This is a genomic window from Prevotella sp. CAG:255, from assembly GCF_000431195.1.
GTDB lineage: Bacteria > Bacteroidota > Bacteroidia > Bacteroidales > Bacteroidaceae > Prevotella > Prevotella rara.
This window is the reverse complement of sequence record NZ_HF986806.1, coordinates 11,633-33,793: the sequence shown is the minus strand read 5'-3', so window position 1 is coordinate 33,793 and position 22,161 is coordinate 11,633. Positions and strand designations below refer to the sequence as shown.

At 47.6% G+C, this 22,161-nt stretch carries 13 protein-coding genes and 1 tRNA gene; 1 reads left to right on the top strand and 13 read right to left on the bottom strand.

Annotated features, from left to right (window positions below; translation table 11 throughout):
- Positions 1 to 69: 69 nt before the first annotated feature.
- The 11 genes from glmM to QVO66_RS06655 form a co-directional block, all read right to left on the bottom strand.
- Positions 70 to 1,455: a phosphoglucosamine mutase gene (gene glmM / locus QVO66_RS06705; RefSeq protein WP_021854672.1), complete on the bottom strand. Its 1,386-nt coding sequence runs from the start codon at positions 1,453 to 1,455 to the stop codon at positions 70 to 72.
- 3 nt (positions 1,456 to 1,458) lie between these two features.
- Positions 1,459 to 2,097 carry a DUF4827 domain-containing protein gene (locus QVO66_RS06700; protein WP_021854671.1) on the bottom strand — a complete coding sequence of 213 codons (639 nt, stop codon included), beginning with the start codon at positions 2,095 to 2,097 and terminating at the stop codon, positions 1,459 to 1,461.
- Between the two features lie 148 nt (positions 2,098 to 2,245).
- The gene (locus QVO66_RS06695; RefSeq protein WP_021854670.1) at positions 2,246 to 3,271 is read right to left on the bottom strand and encodes a DHH family phosphoesterase; all 1,026 of its coding nucleotides are present in this window, start codon (positions 3,269 to 3,271) and stop codon (positions 2,246 to 2,248) included.
- A 109-nt stretch (positions 3,272 to 3,380) separates the two neighbouring features.
- Positions 3,381 to 4,292 carry a nucleotidyltransferase gene (locus QVO66_RS06690; protein WP_021854669.1) on the bottom strand — a complete coding sequence of 304 codons (912 nt, stop codon included), beginning with the start codon at positions 4,290 to 4,292 and terminating at the stop codon, positions 3,381 to 3,383.
- Between the two features lie 826 nt (positions 4,293 to 5,118).
- Positions 5,119 to 7,479, bottom strand: a complete 2,361-nt coding sequence (gene tamL / locus QVO66_RS06685) for a translocation and assembly module lipoprotein TamL (RefSeq protein WP_021854667.1) — start codon at positions 7,477 to 7,479, stop codon at positions 5,119 to 5,121.
- Positions 7,476 to 12,080 carry a translocation/assembly module TamB domain-containing protein gene (locus tag QVO66_RS06680; RefSeq protein WP_021854666.1) on the bottom strand — a complete coding sequence of 1,535 codons (4,605 nt, stop codon included), beginning with the start codon at positions 12,078 to 12,080 and terminating at the stop codon, positions 7,476 to 7,478. Before QVO66_RS06680 ends, tamL begins: the two co-directional genes overlap by 4 nt.
- 110 nt (positions 12,081 to 12,190) lie before the next feature.
- On the bottom strand, positions 12,191 to 12,862 hold the full coding sequence (locus QVO66_RS06675) for an RluA family pseudouridine synthase (protein ID WP_021854665.1): 672 nt from the start codon (positions 12,860 to 12,862) through the stop codon (positions 12,191 to 12,193).
- A gap of 112 nt (positions 12,863 to 12,974) precedes the next feature.
- Positions 12,975 to 13,721, bottom strand: a complete 747-nt coding sequence (fabG, locus tag QVO66_RS06670) for a 3-oxoacyl-[acyl-carrier-protein] reductase (protein WP_021854664.1) — start codon at positions 13,719 to 13,721, stop codon at positions 12,975 to 12,977.
- 68 nt (positions 13,722 to 13,789) lie between these two features.
- Positions 13,790 to 14,383, bottom strand: a complete 594-nt coding sequence (locus QVO66_RS06665) for a TetR/AcrR family transcriptional regulator (RefSeq protein WP_021854663.1) — start codon at positions 14,381 to 14,383, stop codon at positions 13,790 to 13,792.
- A 188-nt stretch (positions 14,384 to 14,571) separates the two neighbouring features.
- Positions 14,572 to 17,148, bottom strand: a complete 2,577-nt coding sequence (locus QVO66_RS06660; protein WP_288172701.1) for a carboxypeptidase-like regulatory domain-containing protein — start codon at positions 17,146 to 17,148, stop codon at positions 14,572 to 14,574.
- Entirely contained in the window at positions 17,142 to 18,017 is an 876-nt protein-coding gene (locus QVO66_RS06655; protein ID WP_288172700.1) for a GLPGLI family protein, read from the bottom strand. Before QVO66_RS06655 ends, QVO66_RS06660 begins: the two co-directional genes overlap by 7 nt.
- Before the next feature lie 1,276 nt (positions 18,018 to 19,293).
- On the opposite strand from QVO66_RS06655, the gene QVO66_RS06650 reads away from it, so the two are divergent.
- A tRNA-Met gene (locus tag QVO66_RS06650) sits at positions 19,294 to 19,366 on the top strand.
- A gap of 478 nt (positions 19,367 to 19,844) precedes the next feature.
- Here QVO66_RS06650 and QVO66_RS06645 read toward each other — a convergent pair.
- Together QVO66_RS06645 and QVO66_RS06640 are read right to left on the bottom strand one after the other, a co-directional pair.
- Positions 19,845 to 20,966, bottom strand: coding sequence for a porin (locus tag QVO66_RS06645; protein ID WP_021854660.1), 1,122 nt, complete (start codon positions 20,964 to 20,966; stop codon positions 19,845 to 19,847).
- The gene (locus QVO66_RS06640) at positions 20,963 to 22,156 is read right to left on the bottom strand and encodes an electron transfer flavoprotein subunit alpha (RefSeq protein ID WP_021854659.1); all 1,194 of its coding nucleotides are present in this window, start codon (positions 22,154 to 22,156) and stop codon (positions 20,963 to 20,965) included. Before QVO66_RS06640 ends, QVO66_RS06645 begins: the two co-directional genes overlap by 4 nt.
- Between the last annotated feature and the right edge of the window lie 5 nt (positions 22,157 to 22,161).

The window sequence follows — 22,161 nt, the reverse complement described above, 5'->3', positions numbered from 1 at the left end:
TTTAGCTTATAAAAATACATCCGGAGCCACAGCCCCGGATGCATAACAAAGATTATAATCAATTCTATATTATTTCTGCATGTCGTAAACCACCTGCATTATCTTCTTGCCCAGTGCGTCAGCCTCCTCCATTGATGAAGCCTCGCTATAGACACGGATAATCGGTTCAGTGTTAGACTTGCGCAGATGCACCCACTTGTCGGGGAAATCAATCTTAACGCCGTCAACATCGTTTACCTGCTCGTTGCTGTACATCTGCTTAACCTTCTCGAGTATTGCGTCAACATCGGTTGAAGGAGTAAGGTCTATGCGGTTTTTGGCTATATAATAATCAGGGAATGTTGCGCGAAGCTCGCTTACCTTGCAACCCTTATGAGCCAAAGACGACAGGAAAAGGGCAATGCCTACAAGTGCGTCACGGCCATAATGGCTCTCGGGATAAATAACTCCGCCGTTGCCTTCGCCGCCGATAACGGCACCAACCTCTTTCATCTTGGTTGTAACGTTTACCTCACCTACGGCTGATGCAGTGTAGCAACCGCCGTGTTTCTCGGTTACATCGCGCAGGGCACGTGTACTGCTGAGGTTGCTTACCGTGTTGCCCGGTGTATGGCTGAGCACATAGTCGGCAACGCTGACAAGCGTATATTCCTCGCCGAACATACGTCCGTCCTCACAGATAAACGCAAGACGGTCTACATCAGGATCGACAACAATACCAAGACTGAACTCGCCGCTGCGCAGACGCTCCATTATACCGCCGAGATTCTTCTCCAACGGTTCCGGATTATGGGCAAAATCGCCAGTAGGTTCGCCATTAAGTATTTCGTAATCAACGCCCAATGCCTCAAGCAGTTCGGGCAGGATGATGCCTCCCACGCTGTTGATAGCATCAACACATACGCGGAAATGTGCCTTCTTTACAGCCTCAACATCTACAAGGCTGAGAGCCAGCACAGAGTCTATGTGGCGGCGGTTGAACGAGTCGTCTTTTATATAATGGCCGAGAGTGTCTACATCGGCATACTCAAAGTCTTCCTTTTCTGCAATGTCAAGCACTTCGTTGCCGGCAGCCTTGTCGAGAAACTCGCCCTCGCAGTTGAGCAACTTAAGGGCATTCCACTGACGCGGGTTATGGCTTGCCGTAATGATTATACCGCCGTCGGCACCCGACATGCGCACAGCAAGCTCTGTGGTAGGCGTTGTGGCAAGACCGATGTCGATTACATCATAGCCAACGCCCATCAACGTGCCGCAAACAACGCTTCTGACCATTTCGCCTGATATACGGGCATCGCGTCCTACTACGATCTTGCCGCTTGACGACTTGCCGCTGCGGCGGATATATGTGGCATAAGCGGTTACGAACTTTACGATGTCAAGCGGATTGAGCGTGTCGCCCGTATGTCCGCCGATGGTGCCGCGAATGCCTGAAATTGATTTAATAAGTGTCATTATTTATCTTCCCCTTTCGTAAGTTATCGTGTAATAGCAAGGATAAACGCCCGAAGAAGCATAGGCATGTCCCTGTGTGTGCGGAACTATAAGATTAACCTTGGCTATCTCGTCTCCTGCATTTTCAGGACGTCCAACCTTTATATAAGTCAACGGAACAAGCCAGCCTGACGGAACTGACGTTGTGCCATAGAACATGGCCATGACGCTCTGTCCGTCGATAAACGACGCTGTAAACGATCCGCTGCTGTTTGTTACGGTCATCTTGTCAACAATAGAAGAAAAACTGAGGATGTCGTTTGTCAGCTGCAAAGAGTCGGTAAGAATGTTATATTCGGTGAAGCGGCAAAGCACGGTTGTAGTCTCGCCTTCCTTTATCTTCTCACCGCATCCCTCTCTGACAATCTGCATGTAAACTCCTGAGTTCTGCATCAGCACAAACTCATTCTTGCTCACATCGGTCTTGTATCCCTGCTCCTTAAACTGCGACTCTGTTATGACAGTTATGGCCGAATCTGCAATAAATCTACTAATTGCAGCACGCTCCTTATCTTTCTGCTCTGCATAAGTCTCTGTATCATCACAGCTTATAACCGTTACGGCTGCGATAAAGGCTATGAAAGCCAAAGCTAAATTTCTCATTCTATTTTTTATAATATGTAAGTACGACTGGCAAAATTACAAAAAATACACTAATTACGCCACATCGCAATTTATAATTATGCTACTTTAACTGATATTCGGCAAATTAACGCGGATATTGCCTTTTGACAGATAAAAAAGCCGTATGTCAGAACTTGAATTCGGTTACGGCCTTCCTTACCAGCGCCTCTGCCTCTTCAACCGAGCATTCAAGGCGTCCGCCTGCAGCGTTTAGATGCCCGCCGCCGTTGAAATACTGTTCTGCAAGCTTGTTGCACGGAAAGTTATCCACAGAGCGTGTGCTCACCCACACAAGATTGTCCTTCTCGGTGTCCTGCCTGAGCGATATGCTCAGCCTCAGGCCTTTTATCTGCAGGGGCATGTTAACCAGTCCTTCGGCGTCGCCCTTGATGTAATGAAAGCGCTTAAGGTCGTCGCGCGTCAGAACGAAATAGGCTGCACGCTCCTCCTGCATAACCACCATTTTCTCGTTAAGCACATAGCCGATGAGCCTCATGCGCCACTCGCTGTAGTTGTTGTAAACGTTGCGGTAGATTTTGTCTTTATCGATGCCCTTGGTAAGCAGCTGGCTTATAATGAAGAATATCTCGGGGCGTGTTGAGTTGTATGTGAATCCGCCCGTGTCGGTCATCATGCCGCAATACAGCGGAACGGCACACTTGCGCGTCATCATGTCGAAACTGCCGAGCTGCCATATCAGGCGGAAAACCAGTTCGCATGTGCTGCATGCCTCAGGATGCGACACACACAACTCTGTGTCGATGTCGGGGTTAAGGTGATGGTCAACGAGAACCTTCTTTGCAGGCGAGGCTGCCAGCGTGTCTGCCATGTCGTCTGTACGTGAGAAGGTGTTGAAGTCGAGACAGAACACAAGATCGGCCGAAGCCAAAAGTCCGTCGACAAAGCTTTTATGCTTGTCGTATCTTATGATGCGCTCCGTGCCCGGCAACCACTGCAAGAAGTCGGGATAGGCATCGGGAACGACAGCCACGGGCACCTTGCCCTGCTGACGCAAAAACTCTGCCATGCCGAGCAGCGAGCCAAGAGCATCGCCGTCGGGACTGCGGTGGCAGCAAAGAATAATATTGTCTGAACTGAGGATAAGGCTGCGGAGGCTTTCGGTCTCCGCAGCTGTAAGCAAGTTAATGTCCATTATTTATCAAAATAGGAATGTGTTTCAGGCGCGGGCATAACAACATGAGCCCTGCACTGCAACATATTGAAAAGCGGCTCAACGCCGCTGTTTGTGGCAATATTCAGTTTTAAAAAAGTTTGTTGGGATAAACGCCTTCGTCAACAAGACTCTGAATCTTGTCTACAACAGCCTGACGGTCGGCAGAATAAGTTACGCCAAACCACTTGCTGGTTGTGTCAAGCACCTTCACTGTGGCTGTCTTGTCGTTAATCAGCTTATTCACCATAAGCGGAATAAAGAACTCGGCCTTGAGGTTCTCCATGTTTTTCGGATCAGAGAGGAACTCCTTGAAATAAGCCTCGCTGTGCTCGAAATAATCGGGAGTGAATCCCCACATATTCATTGACACCGGTGTGTTGTCCTCAACTGCCACCCATTCGCCCTGCTCGTCCTTGTAGCATACAGGACCGTTTACGCGCATAATCTCAGTGCGCTCAACCACAGTGGTCAGATTGCCGGCATCATCCTTTGAGCAGATGCCACGTGCCACGGTTCCGTTGTCAGACAGAGTGTTGCCAACGCGGAAACCTACCATGGCATAATTGCCGCGGCTGCCCTCAGGAAGTTCAGACAAGAACTTGCCTATAACCATGAATGCATCGCGGTTGTAGAAGTCGTCGCAGTTGATCACGCAGAACGGCTCCTTGATAACGTCTTTTGCCATAAGAACGGCATGGTTTGTACCCCACGGCTTTACACGTCCTTCAGGACAGCTGAAGCCTTCAGGCAGACTGTCGAGACTCTGGAAGCACAGCTCTACAGGCACATGGCCTTCGTACTTGCTAAGAATCTTTTCGCGGAAATCGTCTTCAAAATCTTTTCGGATAATAAAAACAATCTTGCCAAATCCGGCCTTTATGGCATCATAAATAGAATAGTCCATGATTGTCTCGCCGTTAGGACCCAGTCCGTCGAGCTGTTTCAAACCACCGTAACGGCTTCCCATTCCGGCTGCCAGCAATAATAATGCAGGTTTCATATTGTACGTAATTTTATTTTAAGGTTTAACTTTATGTCCCGGCAATGCGTGTTAAACAGTTATGTCAGGATATTGTTCATAAATAACAGAATGCAAATATACTCATTTTTTATGAAAAGCGGCGTTTTTCGTGGCGTTTTCGGCATAAAAAACATTGGCAAACAAACAAGGCGTAACTTATCATGCCGTGTTCCACAAAGTCTGTTTGTAAGCAGACGCAGGAAATAACAGCGCATTGTGTCACTTTGACTTTATCACAAATTCAGCCTGAAATAGAAAAAGCGGAGCATGATTTAAGCACCAACAGGTAAAGCATATTTACAAAAGAGAGTCAAACGGCAGGTTAATTAATGGTAAACCTATGAGTTTTTACTCAAAAACGGCACATCTGGCAACGCAAAACAAGGCTGTTTTTAGGCAAAAATGCAGGTTTTTCATGTCGTTTCGGAACAAAAATTGATGCACATTATTTTGGATATAAGCATAACGTCTTATATCACAGAACATTGCAACTGCACACGTATTTTGCCCATATTTTCGTCCGAACGATTTTAATTTCAAAATAACGTAGTATGAGAGCGCCAACAAAAATCACAAAGAAAGTAAAATCATGTCATACATAACATTATGACAAGCCAGCACAGCAAATCAATGCTGTTTCTCTTCAGCATGCAGAACGCCAAAATGCAGCGTAGGAACACAGGGCCGTACGCCTTACAGAATCGGCAGATTTGTGCTTTTCCTACAGGAGAATCAAGCAGAGCCGGACACAACAGAATCAGCCATTAACACTGTGTCCGGCAAATAACGTTAGCAAAAAACTGCATCAGAAAGGATAGCCGACGGCGATATGAATGGCCTGGCCGTCGCTGAACTTGGGAATGTTATAGAATCCGCTCTTGCCCGTATCGAACGGCACGTGAAGACCTACACCCCAGTCGAGACGCAACACGAGGAAGTCGAGGTCGTAGCGCAGACCTACTCCCGTGCCGAGAGCCATTTCCTTCAAGGCGTTCTTAAACAGGAACTTGGCGCCCTCGCGATAACCGTCGTCACGCAGGGCCCACACATTGCCGGCATCTATAAAGGCTGCTCCGTAAAGGTTGCCGAAAAGATTAAAGCGATACTCAAGGTTAAGCTGCAGCTTTATGTCGCCTGTCTGGTCGAGATACGACAGTTTTGACTCGTTGGTGGTGTAGCTTCCCGGACCTATGCTTCTCACCGCAAAGGCTCTTATGCTGTTGGCTCCTCCCACATAAAACTGCTCGCTGTAAGGCGCAGCCAGACTGTTGCCGTAGGTGTAAATCACTCCGGCACTGATATGCCACACAAGCTGCGACTTCTGCCCCAGCTGCCATATCTTGCTGAAGTCGGTTTCTATTTTGAGGAACTGCGCGTATGGATTCTTAAACAGCTGCTTGCCCACTTCGCCCCATTTGTTTCCGGCAGCCATATAAGCAAGCGACAAGATGTTGCCAGACTCCGTGATGGTGGTCTGCCATACAACAGGGTTGCGGTGTTTCACCGTGCTGCTGTATGCGAGCATATAGCGCATCTTTGGGATAAATGTATTTTGCATTGATGTCTGCAAATACGGATTTTCTTGAAGTATGGAGTCGAATTTAGCCGTGGTGTAGTTAAGGCGCTGATACTGCAGAGTCAGCGGACTGAACTCATGGCGCCACGTAGCCGAACGCTGCCACTTATAGGTCCATTCGGCAGAGAAGGTGTGCATCTTGAAATAATCAGGACGCTTCATCACGTTCATACCGATCTTGGCGTATGTGGTAGGCGTAGTGAAATAGCGGCGATGCTTAAGGAACGGGACAATAAGGCGCGGAAACTCTATTGATGCGTCTGCACCATACTCGTATGAGTTCATGTCTGTCGACGAGCCGCTGACGTTGCCGCCCTTCTGCCATTCGTAAGAGCCGTGAAGGTTTATGTCGAGCTTCTCGCCGCCACGGAAGGCGTTGCGCTTTGTGAAACCGATAACAAGCTCGGGACCGGTGCGGCCGTTTATCTTGTTGGTGTAGTTGGTTTCTATATAAAAGTCATAAGGCTTGCCGAACGTACACGACAGGTTAAGGTCGAGCGTGTCGCATGTTGCTGTGGTGTCGCGCGGCGTAAACGCAAACTCAACCGAACTGAACTGCCCCGATCCGCTAAGTTTGTTTGAAGATTCCAAATAGTCATCGTATCTGAAAAGCTTGCGCGGACGCAGTTTCAGGTCGCTCAAGATTATTCGCGGACGTATCGGCGGCTTGCGGCCGTTGAACCTGACCGTGAAATAGCGATGGCTGAACGAGTCTTTCAGCACCTCCATAAACTGCTTGCGGATGTCTATTCTGATTTTTCCTATATACCATTTGTGCTTGGCAAGTTCCGGCAGATTGTCGGCCATCTGCAGGCGCAGGCTGGCCTTGCCGGGCGTGATGGTTGTGTCGGCAAGATAAGAGGCGAAACTCGGCTGATAATAATAATAGCCGTTGTTGCGGAACAAAGTGGCTATACGGTTGCGCTCTGCGTCAAGAGCAGAGGCGTCAAAAGGCGAACCGCTCTTTATTTTGGCCTCATCTTTTGTCTTCTCTAACAGCGTGTCGGCCATCTCCGGAAAGCCCACATACTGAAGTGTGTCCACCGTGAGCAGCGGTCCGAACTTTACGGTGTATCCTATCTTGCGCTTCTTTGGATTCTTCTGTTCCACGATCTCATACTCTACCGTTCCGTTCATATAGCCATGATTGCGTAGCACCGACTGCGCCACTGAGGCACGGAGCTGAGGATTTACCTGACTCATGAGCACGGGCGACTTGCCAAACGTCTTGGTCATCCATTGTGCTATCTTGTTCTTTGAGCCTGAAAAGGCGTTCCATATCCACAAGCCATAAGGAAACGGCGTGCGATAATACGAACTGCCGAACAAGGCGCCGTTGGGAGCTGTAGCCAACGAAGCCTCAACCTCCTCACGAGTTGTCTCATAATGGTCGCTTTTCTCATAGTCCTGATAGTCGATCTTTGTCAGTCCGATGAACAACTGGTCGCCCTTCGGTATGCCGCTGGTGGTTGAGCACGACCACAGCAACACCGAAACGGCAGCCAACAGGCACACACGAAGCACAAAAACGCGCAACGACGGAAACGACCTTCTGGCCACATATATTATATTCTTTACCGATAGTCTCATTTCTTGTCAGGTATTGTATCAGAGCGCAATGGAATAATCGCGTCCTTCTTCTTGAAACTGAATATATCCTTAAAATGCTGCAGGCTTCTTCTCCAGATGAAACCTACGCCATACTCGCGGGTGGTGCCTTCGAGCCAGTCGTAAGCATTGTTGTCATAGAACAGCTTGACGTAAGTGTCTGAAGAGTTGCTCAGGCGGTATTCGAGCGTCACGTTGTCAAAGAACGACTCGTTCTGATTAGCCACGTCGGCACCCGTTGACACTTTTCCGCCTACTACAATCTTCATTCTGTTGTTCCAGAAACGCTTAGCAAACTTGAACGAATAGTCAGTGTGGGTGTTTCCGCTGGCGTCAGTGGCATTGTCCATACCGAAACTGAGGTCGAGCGTGCGCAACGCACTTCCCGTAATATTGTTAATCTCGCTCTGCAGGAACGAACTTAGCGCGTTGTTCATGGAGAATCCGCTGGTGTTTCCGTCGGCTATATACATGCCCGTGGTAAGCATCGTAACGGCAAGTCGGCCGCGCTGTTCCACGCTCATTGCCATCAGCTCGTTATGCAGCGACATATCCTCCGGCGCATCGAGCGTAAACTCAAGTCCCATGTCCGAAAGGGTCTTGGTTATAACCACGCCGCAGTCGAACTCAACCGTACGCCCTTGCTCCCCGCCGTTAGACACACTTGCCTTTGTTCTCTCCGTGGCCGTTATGTTTAGCTTCGGGTTCATCGGGTCGCCGGTAAACTCAATATTGCTTCCGTCCTGAATGGTAAACGTCTTAAGAGGAATAATAGGCAACGAATATTTCATCTCGCCATTGTCGAGAGTATATTTTCCGGTCAACACGATGTCGCCTGTCAAGCCGTACTTCATGCGCAGGCTTCCGCCGCCCATAAGGTCGATATAGTTAGAATGGTCGGCGTTAAGGTAGCACATGACGTGTGATCCTTGGGCAATATTCATCGTGAGATCCATGCTGAAGCCCGACAGCGGCTGATGTGTTACAACGGCCTCTGTAGTGTCACTGAAGCTTGTAAACTTAACAAGTTCGTCCATCTGGTTGTCGGTAGACAAAGGCGAATCACGCAGGATGTAAGACATGTCGGTAGAACCGAGCACATCAAGTCGTCCTAATAGTTTAAGATTGCTAAGCGGCCCCTGCATAGTGCCGATAAAGTCGACAAAGGCCTTACCGAAAGCCACACTGCGCCTGTTTTCCTTGGCGTCAATTATCTGACAGTTCTTGGCAGCCATGCGCAAATCCATAGACATATTGGCAACGTCAGAGAAGTCGATGTTTCCGTCGAGAATCAACGGGTTGTCATTGTTTGCAAACATCTTGAAATTCTCGAACAGCAGATTGCTTCCTACGATACGGATAGGCTCCTCGCTAAGACGCATACGTATGCCATACTGCGCACTGCGCATATAACAAGAATCCAACGTAAGCTCGCCATTGGCACGTGGATGCGACAGCGTGCCTTTCACATCAAGAGAGCCGTCGGCATAACCTTTCAGACGAATGATACGATCAGGAATGAATCCATTGAGCAGACGCATCGGCAGGCGAGACATATTCATCGTAACATCCAGTTGTCCGTCACCTTCCGACTTATACGATCCGCTAATGTCTGCCACCTGATTATCGTTACACATGAGCATTCCGTCAACGCTGTGGGTTCCGTCCGACTGAGGCATATAGACAAACTCAAGTCCGATGTTGCCCATGCGTGTCCGCTCGTATGTCATCTTGTCTACAGTTACTGACGATGACACAGAAAGCTCGTCCTTTGTCTGTATCAAGTGGAAGTCGCCGTTCATTATTCCGGTTATGCGAGGCATATACGGAACAACCGTAAGCAGCTTCGACAGATCAAACTTGTTAAGTCCTATCGTCAGGTCCTGAAGCGCATCGGTGTTTTCGTCGTTAGTATATGCATATATACCCGTTCCGTCGTCGGCCTTCAGGCGCAAGTCTGCCATGATGCGCCGGTCGGTTCCCATGAAGATATAGTTGTTCTCGTTAACCTCAAACTTCTTATATCCGAGAATCGGATCGTCAGTAAGCATGTGCATCTTTATGCCGTTCTCCTCCATCGAAGCCTCAATGCCCATCTTGAGTCCGAGGCTGTCTTTTGCATCATACACCTTGAAGTTTACGCCCGAGCCTTTCTCAAACACATATCCATCGAACAAGGCATTGAACACATACTGCTTGTTGTCGCTGTTGTTGCGCACCTGTCCGTTGTAAGAGCATTGCGTAGAGTCTGACACGATATTAAAGCGTACGGTATCGAGCACCAGAGTGTTTTTCTGAAGTTCAAGAAGCTGAACACTGCCGTTTAGTCCAGTATGCGGCGACGACTTTATGTCTATGCTTGCATCCTGGAACACATAGCCGGCATTGGCTATAAACCTGCTAAGAGGATTATTCTTTCCTGTTGTGAGATAAAGATCGGCCAAAGGCAGCTTAGACCTCAGCACGGATATGTCTATTTTCTTATTTTTAAGTTCGGCAGACAGTTCATCCATGAAGAATCCGCTCTGCTTAAGCACTTTCTTATATCCGCCGCTGCCGTTGAACCTCAGACGGAAGTCACCACAATATGCGGCAAAGTGAGTTGTGTCGCTGCTCGTGATCATGTCAATCTCAAGGTTATCCGGACGGTAGGTCCTTGCCGAATCTGTCATGACCAGATTCCTCAGATTACCCTTCACGCCCAGCAATGTCTTAAGATCTGTATACGCATCTATCTCACAGTTGAAAGATGTCGTGAACGGCGACTTCACTATTCCAAGTCCATACCAGTCGGCATGATTCAAGTCAGCCTTAAGCGAGGACATTATCTTCTTGCGGCTCAAAAATGCGTCAAACCTCACATTACCGTTAATCAGCGGGTTGGCACTGTTAACGCAAGCATGCGCCTTGCCGTTGTTAAGGTTAGCGTCGAAATCAATTCCGTCAAAATTATACTTGCCATAACTGAATTTCCTTATGCCTGCCTTTGCCTGCAAAGCTGTGCGATGCGACAGGAAATCGAGTCCGTTGCCCTTAACATTCATGCTGCCTGTGAAATCGCCCATTCCGCTGCCCGGCAAGAAATGGCCAAGATGGAGATTATCGGCTGCAACAGAAGCCTTATAAGCCAAGGTTGCTGCATTAAAGTCGGCCTTTGCCTTAACACTGCCTCCGCCCTCACGGGCTATGAAATCTGCCGCATATTGCTTGCCGTTGGCTTTAAAGTCGCCCTTGAGAACAATTCCGGCAGGTATATTAAACGAACCTCCACTGCTCGCAGCCAGCGCTTTAACAAAACTCAGATTATATGTTCTGGCATCAAGGGTGACATTTGCACGCAGACGCTTATCGTCGTTAAGGTTTGCGGCAAAGCCTCGTGCGTTGACATTGAACGCCGTAGGCAGTTTAAGGTTTAGTCCGGCAAACTTAAGATATTTCATGTTGCCGGATATGACAGCCTTGACCGAAAGCGGCTGATTAGGCCAACGCCGTATAAACGCTGTGGGCATACTGCCCATGAAGCGCATGATGTCCTGCTTGCCAAACTCACCGTCAGCCCTGAGCTGCAGCTTGCCCGGATTCTTGTCGCTGAACGCATTAAGGTCCATTATAAGATTGGCCTTCAGATAAGAGTCGGGAGTCTTCAGGCTGAAAGAAGGCAAGGATATCTTGACAGAATCCATGGCAAACGGACCTGAAATGTCATTGACGGTGATACCGCTCTTCTCCTTAAACGAGCAGGCACACAATATCATGTCGAGCTTAGGCGCACAATAATAGAATGAATCAATGCTGATGTTTAAGTCTGACAGACTTATATGATTATAGTCTAGTCCCTTTGTGCGCACCTTGAAATTGTTGTCATAGCTTACGCGACTGTCGTCAAGCTTAAGGCTGTTCAGCCTGTAAAGGCTCGTACCAAGGTCGAAGAAGCCGCTGCGCGCCTCAGCCTTACCCAGATAGGCTCCTACCTGAAGCGTGTCGCCGGGCATGTGTACTACAACTCCCGTATTGGCTATATCAAGCTTCTCTACGGTTATTTTCCAATAGTTCTTGCTCTTCGACGTATCGGGCGGAACCGTATCGCTAAGTTCCACGTTTACAGAGGCATCTTTCAGTTCGGCCTCATTGACGAGTATTGTCTCCTTGCCCCAGTCTATTCCGTGGCTGCGCAGATAAAGTCTGTCGATGCTTCCCTTCACGCGGGCTTCATGAACAAAATCGGCCGTGTTCACTTTAAGTCCGTTGAACTCGAAGGCGTCTATCTCCACCTTCTTCTTCAACAACGGCCAAAGCTGTATGTCAACAACAAGTTTCTTGACGTCAGCCACAGTGTCTTTCACCTGCGGCAGCGAGTCGTTCTGCTGAATCATGCGGAAGCCATGCACGCCGAGGTCAAGCGGAAACTCGAGCCGCACACGGTCTACCGTGATGTCCATGCCGGTTTTATCAGAGGCATACGCAACCACCTGCTTTACAGCCCAATTCTGTACAGCAGGGATGTAAAGCAGCACTGCAAGCGTAATAAACAGCAAAACCGGTGTCAGCACTATCACACCGGCCCACTTCAACGTCTTCCTCATCGGCACATGTAAAAAATTGTATCCAACCGTAATACATGCAAAGTAAGCAAATATTTCGGAAAAAAAGAAATTATTTGGCAACAAAAATGCCTGACGAGGCTAATATAACGTTACAGCATACGCATTTCGCGCCACAACCTGTCGTCAGGAAGCGGTGCCTCGGCGTATATCTTCTCCTTCGACACAGGATGCACAAACTCTATCTTGCGTGCCAGGAGCGATATGCTTCCGTCGGGATTGCTGCGCCTTGCGCCATACTTAAGGTCGCCTTTTATCGGACATCCGATGTTTGCCAACTGGCAACGTATCTGATGGTGGCGTCCGGTCATCAGATTAACCTCAACGAGCGTATAATTATCCGAACGGCCTATCACCTTATAGTGCAGCATGGCTTTCTTTGAGCCGGGCACCTCATGGTCGTAGGCATAACTCTTGTTCTGCTTTTCGTTGCGGCTAATCCAGTCGGTCAATACAGCTTCAGGCTCTGCAGGGCAGTTTTGGGTTATCGCCCAGTATGTCTTATGAACGTCGCCTGTTCTGAACATGTCGTTAAGACGCGAAAGGGCCTTCGACGTCTTGGCAAACACGACAAGTCCCCAAACGGGGCGGTCGAGCCTGTGGACAACACCGAGAAACACATTTCCCGGCTTTGCATATTTTTCTTTAATATACTGCTTCACATCATCGGCCAGTGTCCTGTCGCCGGTCTTGTCGCCCTGCACAATCTCACCGCTGCGCTTGCTCACTATGATGATGTGATTGTCCTCGTATATAACCTGCATGTCTGTATTCTGTATTTATAATATGACTGATAATGTTTTAACAAAAGCAAAGAGGGAAGACTCTCGTAGCAATCTTCTCTCTTTGCGCAAATCTGTATAAACTGATAATTTATTACATGTTCATACCACCGTCAACCTGGATAACCTGGCCAGAGATGTAGCTTGACATATCTGAAGCCAAGAATGTAGCGCAGGCTGCGATGTCGTCAACTGTACCGCCGCGGCGCAGAGGAATCTTTGCAGCCCACTCCTTGCGAACCTCGTCAGACAGAGCCTGAGTCATGGCTGTGTCAATAAAGCCCGGAGCAATGGCGTTGGCGCGGATGCCCTTAGGACCCATCTCCTGTGCGATGCTCTTTGCCAAAGCAATAAGACCTGCCTTTGAAGCAGCATAGTTAGCCTGGCCGGCATTACCGTGAACACCTACTACAGATGCCATGTTGATGATAGAACCCTTACGCTGGCGCATCATTACAGGAACACAAGCGTGTATGAAGTTGAACGCACTCTTCAGGTTGACAGCGATAACTGCATCCCACTGTGCCTCAGTCATACGCAACATCAGTCCGTCCTTTGTTATTCCGGCATTGTTAACGAGGATGTCTATTGAGCCGAAATCCTCTTTCACCAACTTAACAACCTCTTCTGTCTGAGCGAAGTCAGCAGCATTGCTGGCATATCCCTTAGCCTTAACGCCCTTAGCAGCTATCTCGGCCTCTGTGGCTTTTCCGTTCTCGTCAATAACAAGGTCTGTGAAGGCTACGTTAGCGCCCTCTTCAGCAAACTTCAGCGCGATAGCCTTACCGATACCGCGCGCTGCACCTGTAATAAGCGCAGTCTTACCTGTTAATAATCCCATTTTCTTTTTTATTTTATAAAGTTGTAGATAATTTTAAGTACATATTTTTTATATCAGGCACAAGCCTCCTACTTAGACATCGGCTTGCCCAGCGCACCATACACAACCTTTGCCACAAGCGGCTTGCTGGCCTCGGGCGTCATGCCATGACCAAGACGGCCGCAGATAAAAGGCACCTCAAGACCCTTGATACAATAGTGCGTGATGTCGGCCACCAGCTCAACATTGTCTATGTCGAACTCTCCGTCGAGCTTGCCGTCGGCATACACCTTTCTGAAAAGTTCTATTTCGTCTTCGTCAAAGTTCTTTCTCACCTTCTCCACCATCCATATATTTCTGAAGAAGGCAGCACGCAGATTGCCGTTGCGCATCACGGTTTCCTTAATCATGTTAAGGTGTGTGTAAATCAGCTCAATAATCTTGTCCTGAGGCCGTATTTTCTTGGCGGCCACCTCGTCCATCTTGTCCGAAAGCCGTTCGAGCTCCGACTCAATCACGGCATAGTAGACCTCCTCTTTACTTTTAAAATAGGTATAAAGAGTACGCCTGCCCTTGCCCGAAGCCTTGGCTATATCGTTCATCGTCGTATTTTCCAAGCCATTTTTGGCAAACAGTTGCCTGGCAACGTCTACCAGCTTTTGCCTTGTTTTAGATATGGACATCTGGTTGTTTCTCCTAATTTACTTTTGCACATACTGATTATCGTGTGCAAAATTATTATTTTTATTTGACTCCACAAACATTTTAACGCGTAAAAGATTAAAGAAACATTAAACTAAACTATAAATAAATGTACTTTTGATACTTGTCACCAAATCTATACATGAAAAACAATATATTTGCTTAACAGTCAGAATTTCAGCCGGACTGACACCATCATCTCACGCCCGCGCAGCGGTGTGCGGTAATATTGGTAATTGACTCCAGTGTAAAAAGCCTCCTCATATACACGCCGGTCAAGAAGGTTGACGGCAGAAACTGACAGACTTAGACTCTTTAGAACGTCATATATTACTCCGGCATTCCAAAAGCAGTTTGTAGAATAATGGCCATGCGACACTTCAAACGTGGTTTGCGAAAAATCTGAATACGCATGCACATTGCTTACTGGATAGACATCCATACGCACTGTATAGTATACATTTTTAAGCAAATCGCCGCTTTCCGAAAAACAGTCGTGCCGTTTCCAGCTGACATTGCCGGCACATGTCACACTTAGATTAATCCAGCTGAGCTTATCCCATCCCGTTGTAAGCGAGGCATTCATTGCGTTATAACGCAGATAGTCTTCTATTCCGTTTTGCGAGGCCAACGCCTTGTTGTATGAATAGCTGCACGAAGCATCTACCGATAGGCCGGCGCGCGTATATATCTTCTTGAGCGATGCCACCAGACTCCACGAAGAACGGCTGTTGTCATGCCATTCGGGAGTTGCGAAAGTGTAATCGCCGGCATAAAGATACTTCATGTAATAGTCGCGCCTGACATGCGTCCAGCCTGCATAGACATTACAAGAAAACATAGAAGAAGCGTCGAAATATGAAAGCCGCAGATTAGCCAGCGAAGTACGTTCAACAGAGATGCTGTCAGGATATTTTGTATATGTGCGGTAATTGTTTGCCACCACGCCATCTGTCAGCGGATTATCCGTGTCGGCAGCCTGATTGTAGGCCACGGCAACATCGGCTGTGAGCAAATTGCCAATCTTCAGGCTGGCATCAGCATGAGGCGAAAACATAAACCTGGCGGTGCGGCCGTCACGCCAGCTGTAACGGCATGATATGTACTCCACAGGAAGGGATATTTCAGCCGAGCCTCCGCTAAAATTTATCTCATACATAGGTTCTGCCGTATGAATCCAATATCCGCTTACACTGCTGTGTCCCGACTGAGTACCGGCAACATTGTTGTGCTTATGTTCCATAATATAGCCCAATGTCAGGCTGTTGCCGAACAAGTCGAATACAGTTGCAACACGGTTACGCATGAATGTACTCTTCAGCTTCAACATCCGGCTGTCTGAGCCGTCGCCGCCAAATACCACCGAAAGAGATTCCGCATTGTCATAAAGCCGGAATACCGATGACAGGCTGTAAAGGCGCGACGGAGTGTTCAGCTCTGCGGTGAGGATGTTCTGAAGGCCGCGCGGCTTTTGATATATAAATTCTTCCACCTTTCCGATGTTTGTCGTATTGTTGTTTGCCGCGTCACGCCATGTAATACTTCCGGTAAGACGGTCAGACAGATACACCTTTTTTGTGTTAAGTTCATAAGCAAGGCTCATTTTTGCCGTATTCCGGCTGTCGGTTATCCTGTTGTTCTCAAATATGCTCACAGTGTCGTCTGCCACGTAACGGCTAAACACACTGTCTTCACCAACCGTTGTGTCTGCATAATAAAGGGCATTGACACGCAACACCGACGACTTGGTGAACGCATGGAGAAAGTTGAGTCCGGCAAAAGAAGACTTGTTGTCGAGATAATAGCGCTGCGACATTGGCGGAACATGGTATGTCGGCGAATACAGAAAAGACTTTGGCTCAGGCTCGTATGTATAAGCGTCTTCAAGCGTGTTCATGTCAACGGCAAGCTGCCCAAGCCCGATACCGCAGTTGTTCATGGCTCCGTCGGCAAGCAGCTGGTTGTTTCCGGCTATACTTATGGCCGTGGCACGGTTGTCCCATAATGTGGGATCGAACCCTATCGAGTCCGACACCTCGCCGAAGGGCTTCACCCTGTAGTTTTTCTTCAGCTTAAGATTAAGCGTGGCTCTGTCGTTGTTCACCTTGCCCTGCCGGGCCTTTATGGGCTGGTTGTTCTCCATTACCTGCACCTGAGCCACAGCCTCAGCCGGCATGTTGCGCGTAGCCTGGTTGTATCGGTTGCCCATCAGGTCCAGTCCCTCTATGTTAAGTTTGTTTATAGCCTTGCCCTGATAGGTTATGCGTCCGCTCTCATCTACATCAATGCCGGGCATGCGTTTCAACACATCTTCTATATAGACGTCGCCTTTTTGGCGGAATGCGTCAACATTATACATCAGCGTATCCTTCTTGCGTGTTATCGCGTCGGCCGTAACGGTTACGTTGTTCAGTTGCAGGTCGCGGTCATACAGAGTGGCGTCATATCCGGAGCTGCCATTCTTCAGCCTTACTGTTTCAGACTTATACCCCACACGCGAGAACATTATGCTTGCGGCTCCTGCACAGCGTTTTATTCTGTATTCTCCGTTTTTATCGGTAAACGAATAAGCAAGAAGTGAGTCTCTTTTGTCAAGCAGCTTGCACGTTACATTAAGCAACGCCTTGCCTTCCGAGTTGCTCACACGCCCTTCGACATATACGTCACCGCCAGTCTGCGCAAAACCCGCAAGAGGGCATGCCGTCAACACAAAGGCCAACAATATTCTGACAAGACACATCACCATTCCTGTTCAATCATGTTGCTCGGACGTTTCTTCAACTTTTCATCAAACCGAGGACCTTTCTTTATAATCTTAACCCTACCTGACTCTATTGCCGCACGGAGCATGTTTTCAAGTTGATTTTTATATGCGGCAAGAGCGTGTTCTCTTGATGTCTTTATTATATCCTTGCGCTTATACAAATACATTTCACGTAGACTTTCAGCTTTCTCGATACCGACATTTTCAAAAATCCAGTTCCGCTTATCATCATATATTTTCATTATCAGCCCTGGAAGTCCATAGAAAATGTATGGTCCGTATGGGACAGGAAAGTTTTCATCATACCATGCGATATAATGTCTGCCGGCATAATTGCAGGTTGCCTTCTTACACGCCACTCCGTTTATCAGTGTGTCGCCGCTCTCGAGGATCCAGCGCAGATCAGGAGTAGGCATTGTGTATTCATACTTTAAAAGAAAATCTATCTGGACTGTTGTCTGCCTATTTTCCAGGTCCGTCATAGTAGCTGTATAAAATGCCGTTTTTGATATATAATTAGAATGTTCAACATTTAAGCTCTCATCACGAGCTTTTTTTTTATCTTCAGCACACATGTCATTGACAGAATCAGCCAATAATCTGTAATAATCACCAAATCTTACATACTTATCTGAAAAGGACAACACGGTAAGTCCTTTCGTGTAACTTGAAGTTTTTGTTGAATCTTTTAGATAGGCGAGCTTATAATATGCGCTAACCAATGCCGTATCATATATATCCTTTTTTATTTTTTTATACTTACCACCTATACCCAATAATAGTTCACCTTGAGAAAATACAGATGAACTCAAAACGAACAATATTAATATTGTTAAATATATTTTTTTCATAGAACAAAAAAAACGCCACTTAATCGGGAGGGCACCGAAAAAGTCCTTAAAAGCATTTTTGAGTTTCTGAGATTGCGATATTTGCAATCGTGTCGTATAAGGGGTACTAATAACGCAAGCAAAGAAATCGCAAAATGAGAACCTTTTCAGTGTCCTCTTAATCATTTAACATAACACCTACATGACAAATGAATGCTTGAATTTAAATATTGCCTTAATATTACATCTAAAAATAAATAATGCCGCATAAATTAAAAGCCAGTTAAAAAACCGCCATTTGGCCTTGATGTAAGATAAGCATGCTCACCAAATAAGCCACCACTACCAAGGATTGAAAAGTACAACTTCGCCGTCTCCTTATCTTCAAATTCAAACATCATAACATCTCCATCATCGCAATGCACGTAATACTTATACGCAAATGCAGTTTGAGGAATAAACGTACCTCCCACCACTAAAACAGCGACAGCTAAAAGTCTGATTTTCTTTCCACTTAATTTTTCATAATAATTATCATTAAAAAGTTAGTTGTTCGAGTTTTGTGCAAAATTAAGAAAAAAAACAAAAGGACAAAAATTTCATGAATAAAAAATATTCTAACCGGCAATTTCTTTGCACAAAAGGAAAAAGAAGCAGGTATCGACCTGTAATTTATCAGTTTGCCACTTTGACTTAATATTCGGCATTTACATGTCAAATTGAATTTCGCCGACGCTCTGAAACTTGAATATTTGAAAATTAAAATCATTTGGACGAAAATATGGGCAAAATACGTGTGCAATTGCAACAGTCTGTCGTATAAGGCATTATGCCGCCTGACCAGATAATGTGCATCATTTTTTGTTCTAAAATGGCATAAAACGACATGATTTGCGCTCAAAAACAGCATTGTTTTGCATTGCCAAACGTGCCGTTTTTGAGTAAAAACCCATAGGTTTACCACTTAAAAACCTGCCACTTGGCTCTCTTTTGTAAATATGCTTTACCAAGCGACGGGATTAACGACAACATTTTTTCTATTTCACCATAAAATCCGTACATAAACAAAATGTCATAATGCTCGGCATTAAGACAAAATGCTTACGCACGGCTAACCTCACAAATGCAGGCTAAAGCCATGTAAAGTATGGGGCCGGACAACAAAAACAGCCGTTTTTATAGCCATTTTTTAATTTTCCATTAAAATTTTTTCCTAAAATTTTGCAGATTCAAAAAAAAGCAGTACCTTTGCAAACGCAAATCAGAAATGAGGCGCAAACGAATAAAAAATTAACATCGCGGAGTGGAGCAGTTGGTAGCTCGCCAGGCTCATAACCTGGAGGTCGCATGTTCGAGTCCTGCCTCCGCAACTACAACGGATAATATACTTAACAAAGTATTTATCCGTTTTTTGTTTTTCTAAACTTTCCTCTGCCCTGTTTCAGGGCGTGCACCACAATATTTGTCGCTATATCCGCGTCTGTCAGACTGTTCGGAAAAAGACTTTTTGCCGGCAAACCCATAGAAGACCGGTACATTATCGGGACAGTTCGCAGAGACATACTGACAGCCATGCGTCATTACGGATGGCCTTCAGCATACCGCATCCGGCTTTATTATACAAGCAGACTGATGCTTTCTTTCGCCATTCTGCTTTCCATTGCCGGCCTGTCATTTGCCTTATTTCGACATTTCCGCTATATATACGGAAGGCAGGCGACGGCAAACTCTATATTAAAAACGGATGTTATGCCGAATGACAATGACGATTGAAGACAAATAAAAATCTATGCTTCCCGGCAGGAAAGCATAGAGACTGAAACATTTTTCGGCTAAAGAAAGGGGGCGTCAGAATACGTATTGTATTCGAATCTGACCCAGCAGCAGGTCTTTCTGATAAAACTCGTTGCAGTTGTCGCCCACAAAGACATAGCTGCAGTTGGCCTTCACGGCCAGATACTTGTTAAGATAGAAGTTGGCCCCTACAGACAGGTCGGTCTCCTTGCCTCCCGATATGCCGGCCTTCGGGTCGTTCATGTCAGTGTAGTTCAACCTCGCAGTAAGCTCAATAGCCTTTTCTGTCTTAGGGCGTCCCGGTATGCTGTACACCGGATCATACTCAAATCCGCGCCCCTTTATAAGATATCCGGCCTGAATATATCCGCCGTGAGGCATATAGGCTTCGCCCTGAGTGCGGTTATAGCGGTCGACAAAGTATTCGCTCTGAATCATAAACTTGGGCGACATGTATAAAGCCTCGAGCAGCCCCTTCACCTCCGTGCCAAGATGGTCTACCTTTGCGTTTAGAAGAGCATTGGGAAGCATCGATGTCACGCCTGCACTGCTAACTTCAGTTTCAGGGTCCCCCTCGGTGTTTACCGGCCGTGTGCGGAACGAGAAGGCGCCTCCTGCATGTATGAGATAGTCGCCCTTCTGCCTGCGCCACACGGCACGGCTGGTAGACACGAAGGCGTTGACCTGGCTGCTGCCAATCTTGTTGATGTCGTTGTGCGTATAAACGCCCGTAGCCAGATAGAGCGACGGCAGATAATAGTGTATCGTCGCGCCGAGCTTACGGCTGTTGGTGAACGCCAGCACCGAAGTTGCCGACTGGTTGAAGCGCATGTCTACGGTGCTTATGAGCATATCCATCGAGAAAGGTTCATAGGCGTTGCCCACAGCCACCACGCAGTTTTTCATGTGATAGTTGAACAGCAGGTCTTTTATCGCCACCTTTCCGCCGCCGAAACCGATGTCGGCCTTCAGCTCGAATTGACCATAGTTTGCCTTAAAGCCCACGCGGAAATCTTCAAGGCGATAATAGCCCTGCACGTCTTCCTTGCCATAATCGGTAACCGTAGCATCCAACAATGCACGCGAACGGAACTTTATCTTGAGCGAATCGCCGGCAAGTGCCACACTGAAGGATGCCGCCAGCATGACGATACATGCTAATATCTTCTTGCTCATGCCTTTACAGATGTTATGTCGACAAGCCTTGCCAGCGCTTCCTCGGCAGAGATGTTCCATCCGTAATCTGCCACGCTGAATATCGGAGCCTGCCTGTCGGTGTTTATCGCCATTATCTTTTTAGCCCCGACAATACCTGCCGTATGCTGTATCTGTCCGCTGATGCCTATTGCCACATAAAGGTCGGGGGCAACAGTATGACCGGTCTGCCCTACCTGCACCGATGCATCCACAAGCCCCATCTCAACGGCAGCCCTCGATCCGGCAACAGACGCACCTATGCTCTTTGCCCATGCGCTGATTTCGTCGGCACATTTACGCGTCTTCACTCCGCGCCCTATTGCCACGATAATCTTGCTGTTGCTCAGCGACGAATGCTTCACTTCGCTGCTCAAGGTCTCAATAAGCCTTACGCGCGCATCGTTCATGCTCTCGTCGCAGTCGTATCTCACGACGCGGCCTCTGCGGCTGCCGTCTTTCACGGCCGGACGCATGATGCCGGGACGCACCGAAGCCATCTGCGGGCGATGCGCAGGATTTATTATCGTTGCCATAAGGTTGCCGCCGAAAGCAGGACGTATCTGTCGCAGCAATTTGGTCTCTTTGTCAATCTCAAGTTCGGTGCAGTCGGCCGTAAGTCCTGTGTGAAGCACCGAGGCAAGGCGTGCCGAAAGGCCGCGTCCGAGCAGGGTTGCCCCCATAAGGAGTATAGCCGGGCGGTTCTGCCGTATCAGGCGTTCAAAGACTTTGGTGTAGTTTTCGTCGATAAAGTCGGCCATCAACGGCGAGTCAACCACATGCACACTGTCGGCGCCATACGCAATAAGGTCGTCTGCCAGCCCGCTCACGCCGTCGCCTATGAGCACTGCCTCAACCGGCTGCGCCAAGTTTTCAGACAGCTCTACAGCCTTGCCCAGCAGCTCAATGCTCACAGGCGCCAACAGTCCGTTTTCAACTTCAGCCCACACCCATATACCTTTACTGTTGTCGGCAGCGCTGTCTTTAGGCTGCTCCTTGTTTATCTTTAATGCCCCGGCGGCACATGCCTGTACACAACTTCCGCACAGACGGCAGCTGTCTTCGTTTATCTCGGGAAAATCACTCATGGTTATAGCCCCAAAAGCACAGCTCTCAGAACAGATGCCACAACCTATGCAAAGATCTTTATCTAAATTTAATGCGAAACTCATAATTC

Excerpts from the sequence above, each read along its gene's own strand:
- glmM (WP_021854672.1), bottom strand. The coding sequence starts at position 1,455 with ATGACACTTATTAAATCAATTTCAGGCATTCGCGGCACCATCGGCGGA.
- QVO66_RS06700 (WP_021854671.1), bottom strand. The coding sequence starts at position 2,097 with ATGAGAAATTTAGCTTTGGCTTTCATAGCCTTTATCGCAGCCGTAACG.
- QVO66_RS06695 (WP_021854670.1), bottom strand. The coding sequence starts at position 3,271 with ATGGACATTAACTTGCTTACAGCTGCGGAGACCGAAAGCCTCCGCAGC.
- QVO66_RS06690 (WP_021854669.1), bottom strand. The coding sequence starts at position 4,292 with ATGAAACCTGCATTATTATTGCTGGCAGCCGGAATGGGAAGCCGTTAC.
- tamL (WP_021854667.1), bottom strand. The coding sequence starts at position 7,479 with ATGAGACTATCGGTAAAGAATATAATATATGTGGCCAGAAGGTCGTTT.
- QVO66_RS06680 (WP_021854666.1), bottom strand. The coding sequence starts at position 12,080 with ATGAGGAAGACGTTGAAGTGGGCCGGTGTGATAGTGCTGACACCGGTT.
- QVO66_RS06675 (WP_021854665.1), bottom strand. The coding sequence starts at position 12,862 with ATGCAGGTTATATACGAGGACAATCACATCATCATAGTGAGCAAGCGC.
- fabG (WP_021854664.1), bottom strand. The coding sequence starts at position 13,721 with ATGGGATTATTAACAGGTAAGACTGCGCTTATTACAGGTGCAGCGCGC.
- QVO66_RS06665 (WP_021854663.1), bottom strand. The coding sequence starts at position 14,383 with ATGTCCATATCTAAAACAAGGCAAAAGCTGGTAGACGTTGCCAGGCAA.
- QVO66_RS06660 (WP_288172701.1), bottom strand. The coding sequence starts at position 17,148 with ATGGTGATGTGTCTTGTCAGAATATTGTTGGCCTTTGTGTTGACGGCA.
- QVO66_RS06655 (WP_288172700.1), bottom strand. The coding sequence starts at position 18,017 with ATGAAAAAAATATATTTAACAATATTAATATTGTTCGTTTTGAGTTCA.
- QVO66_RS06645 (WP_021854660.1), bottom strand. The coding sequence starts at position 20,966 with ATGAGCAAGAAGATATTAGCATGTATCGTCATGCTGGCGGCATCCTTC.
- QVO66_RS06640 (WP_021854659.1), bottom strand. The coding sequence starts at position 22,156 with ATGAGTTTCGCATTAAATTTAGATAAAGATCTTTGCATAGGTTGTGGC.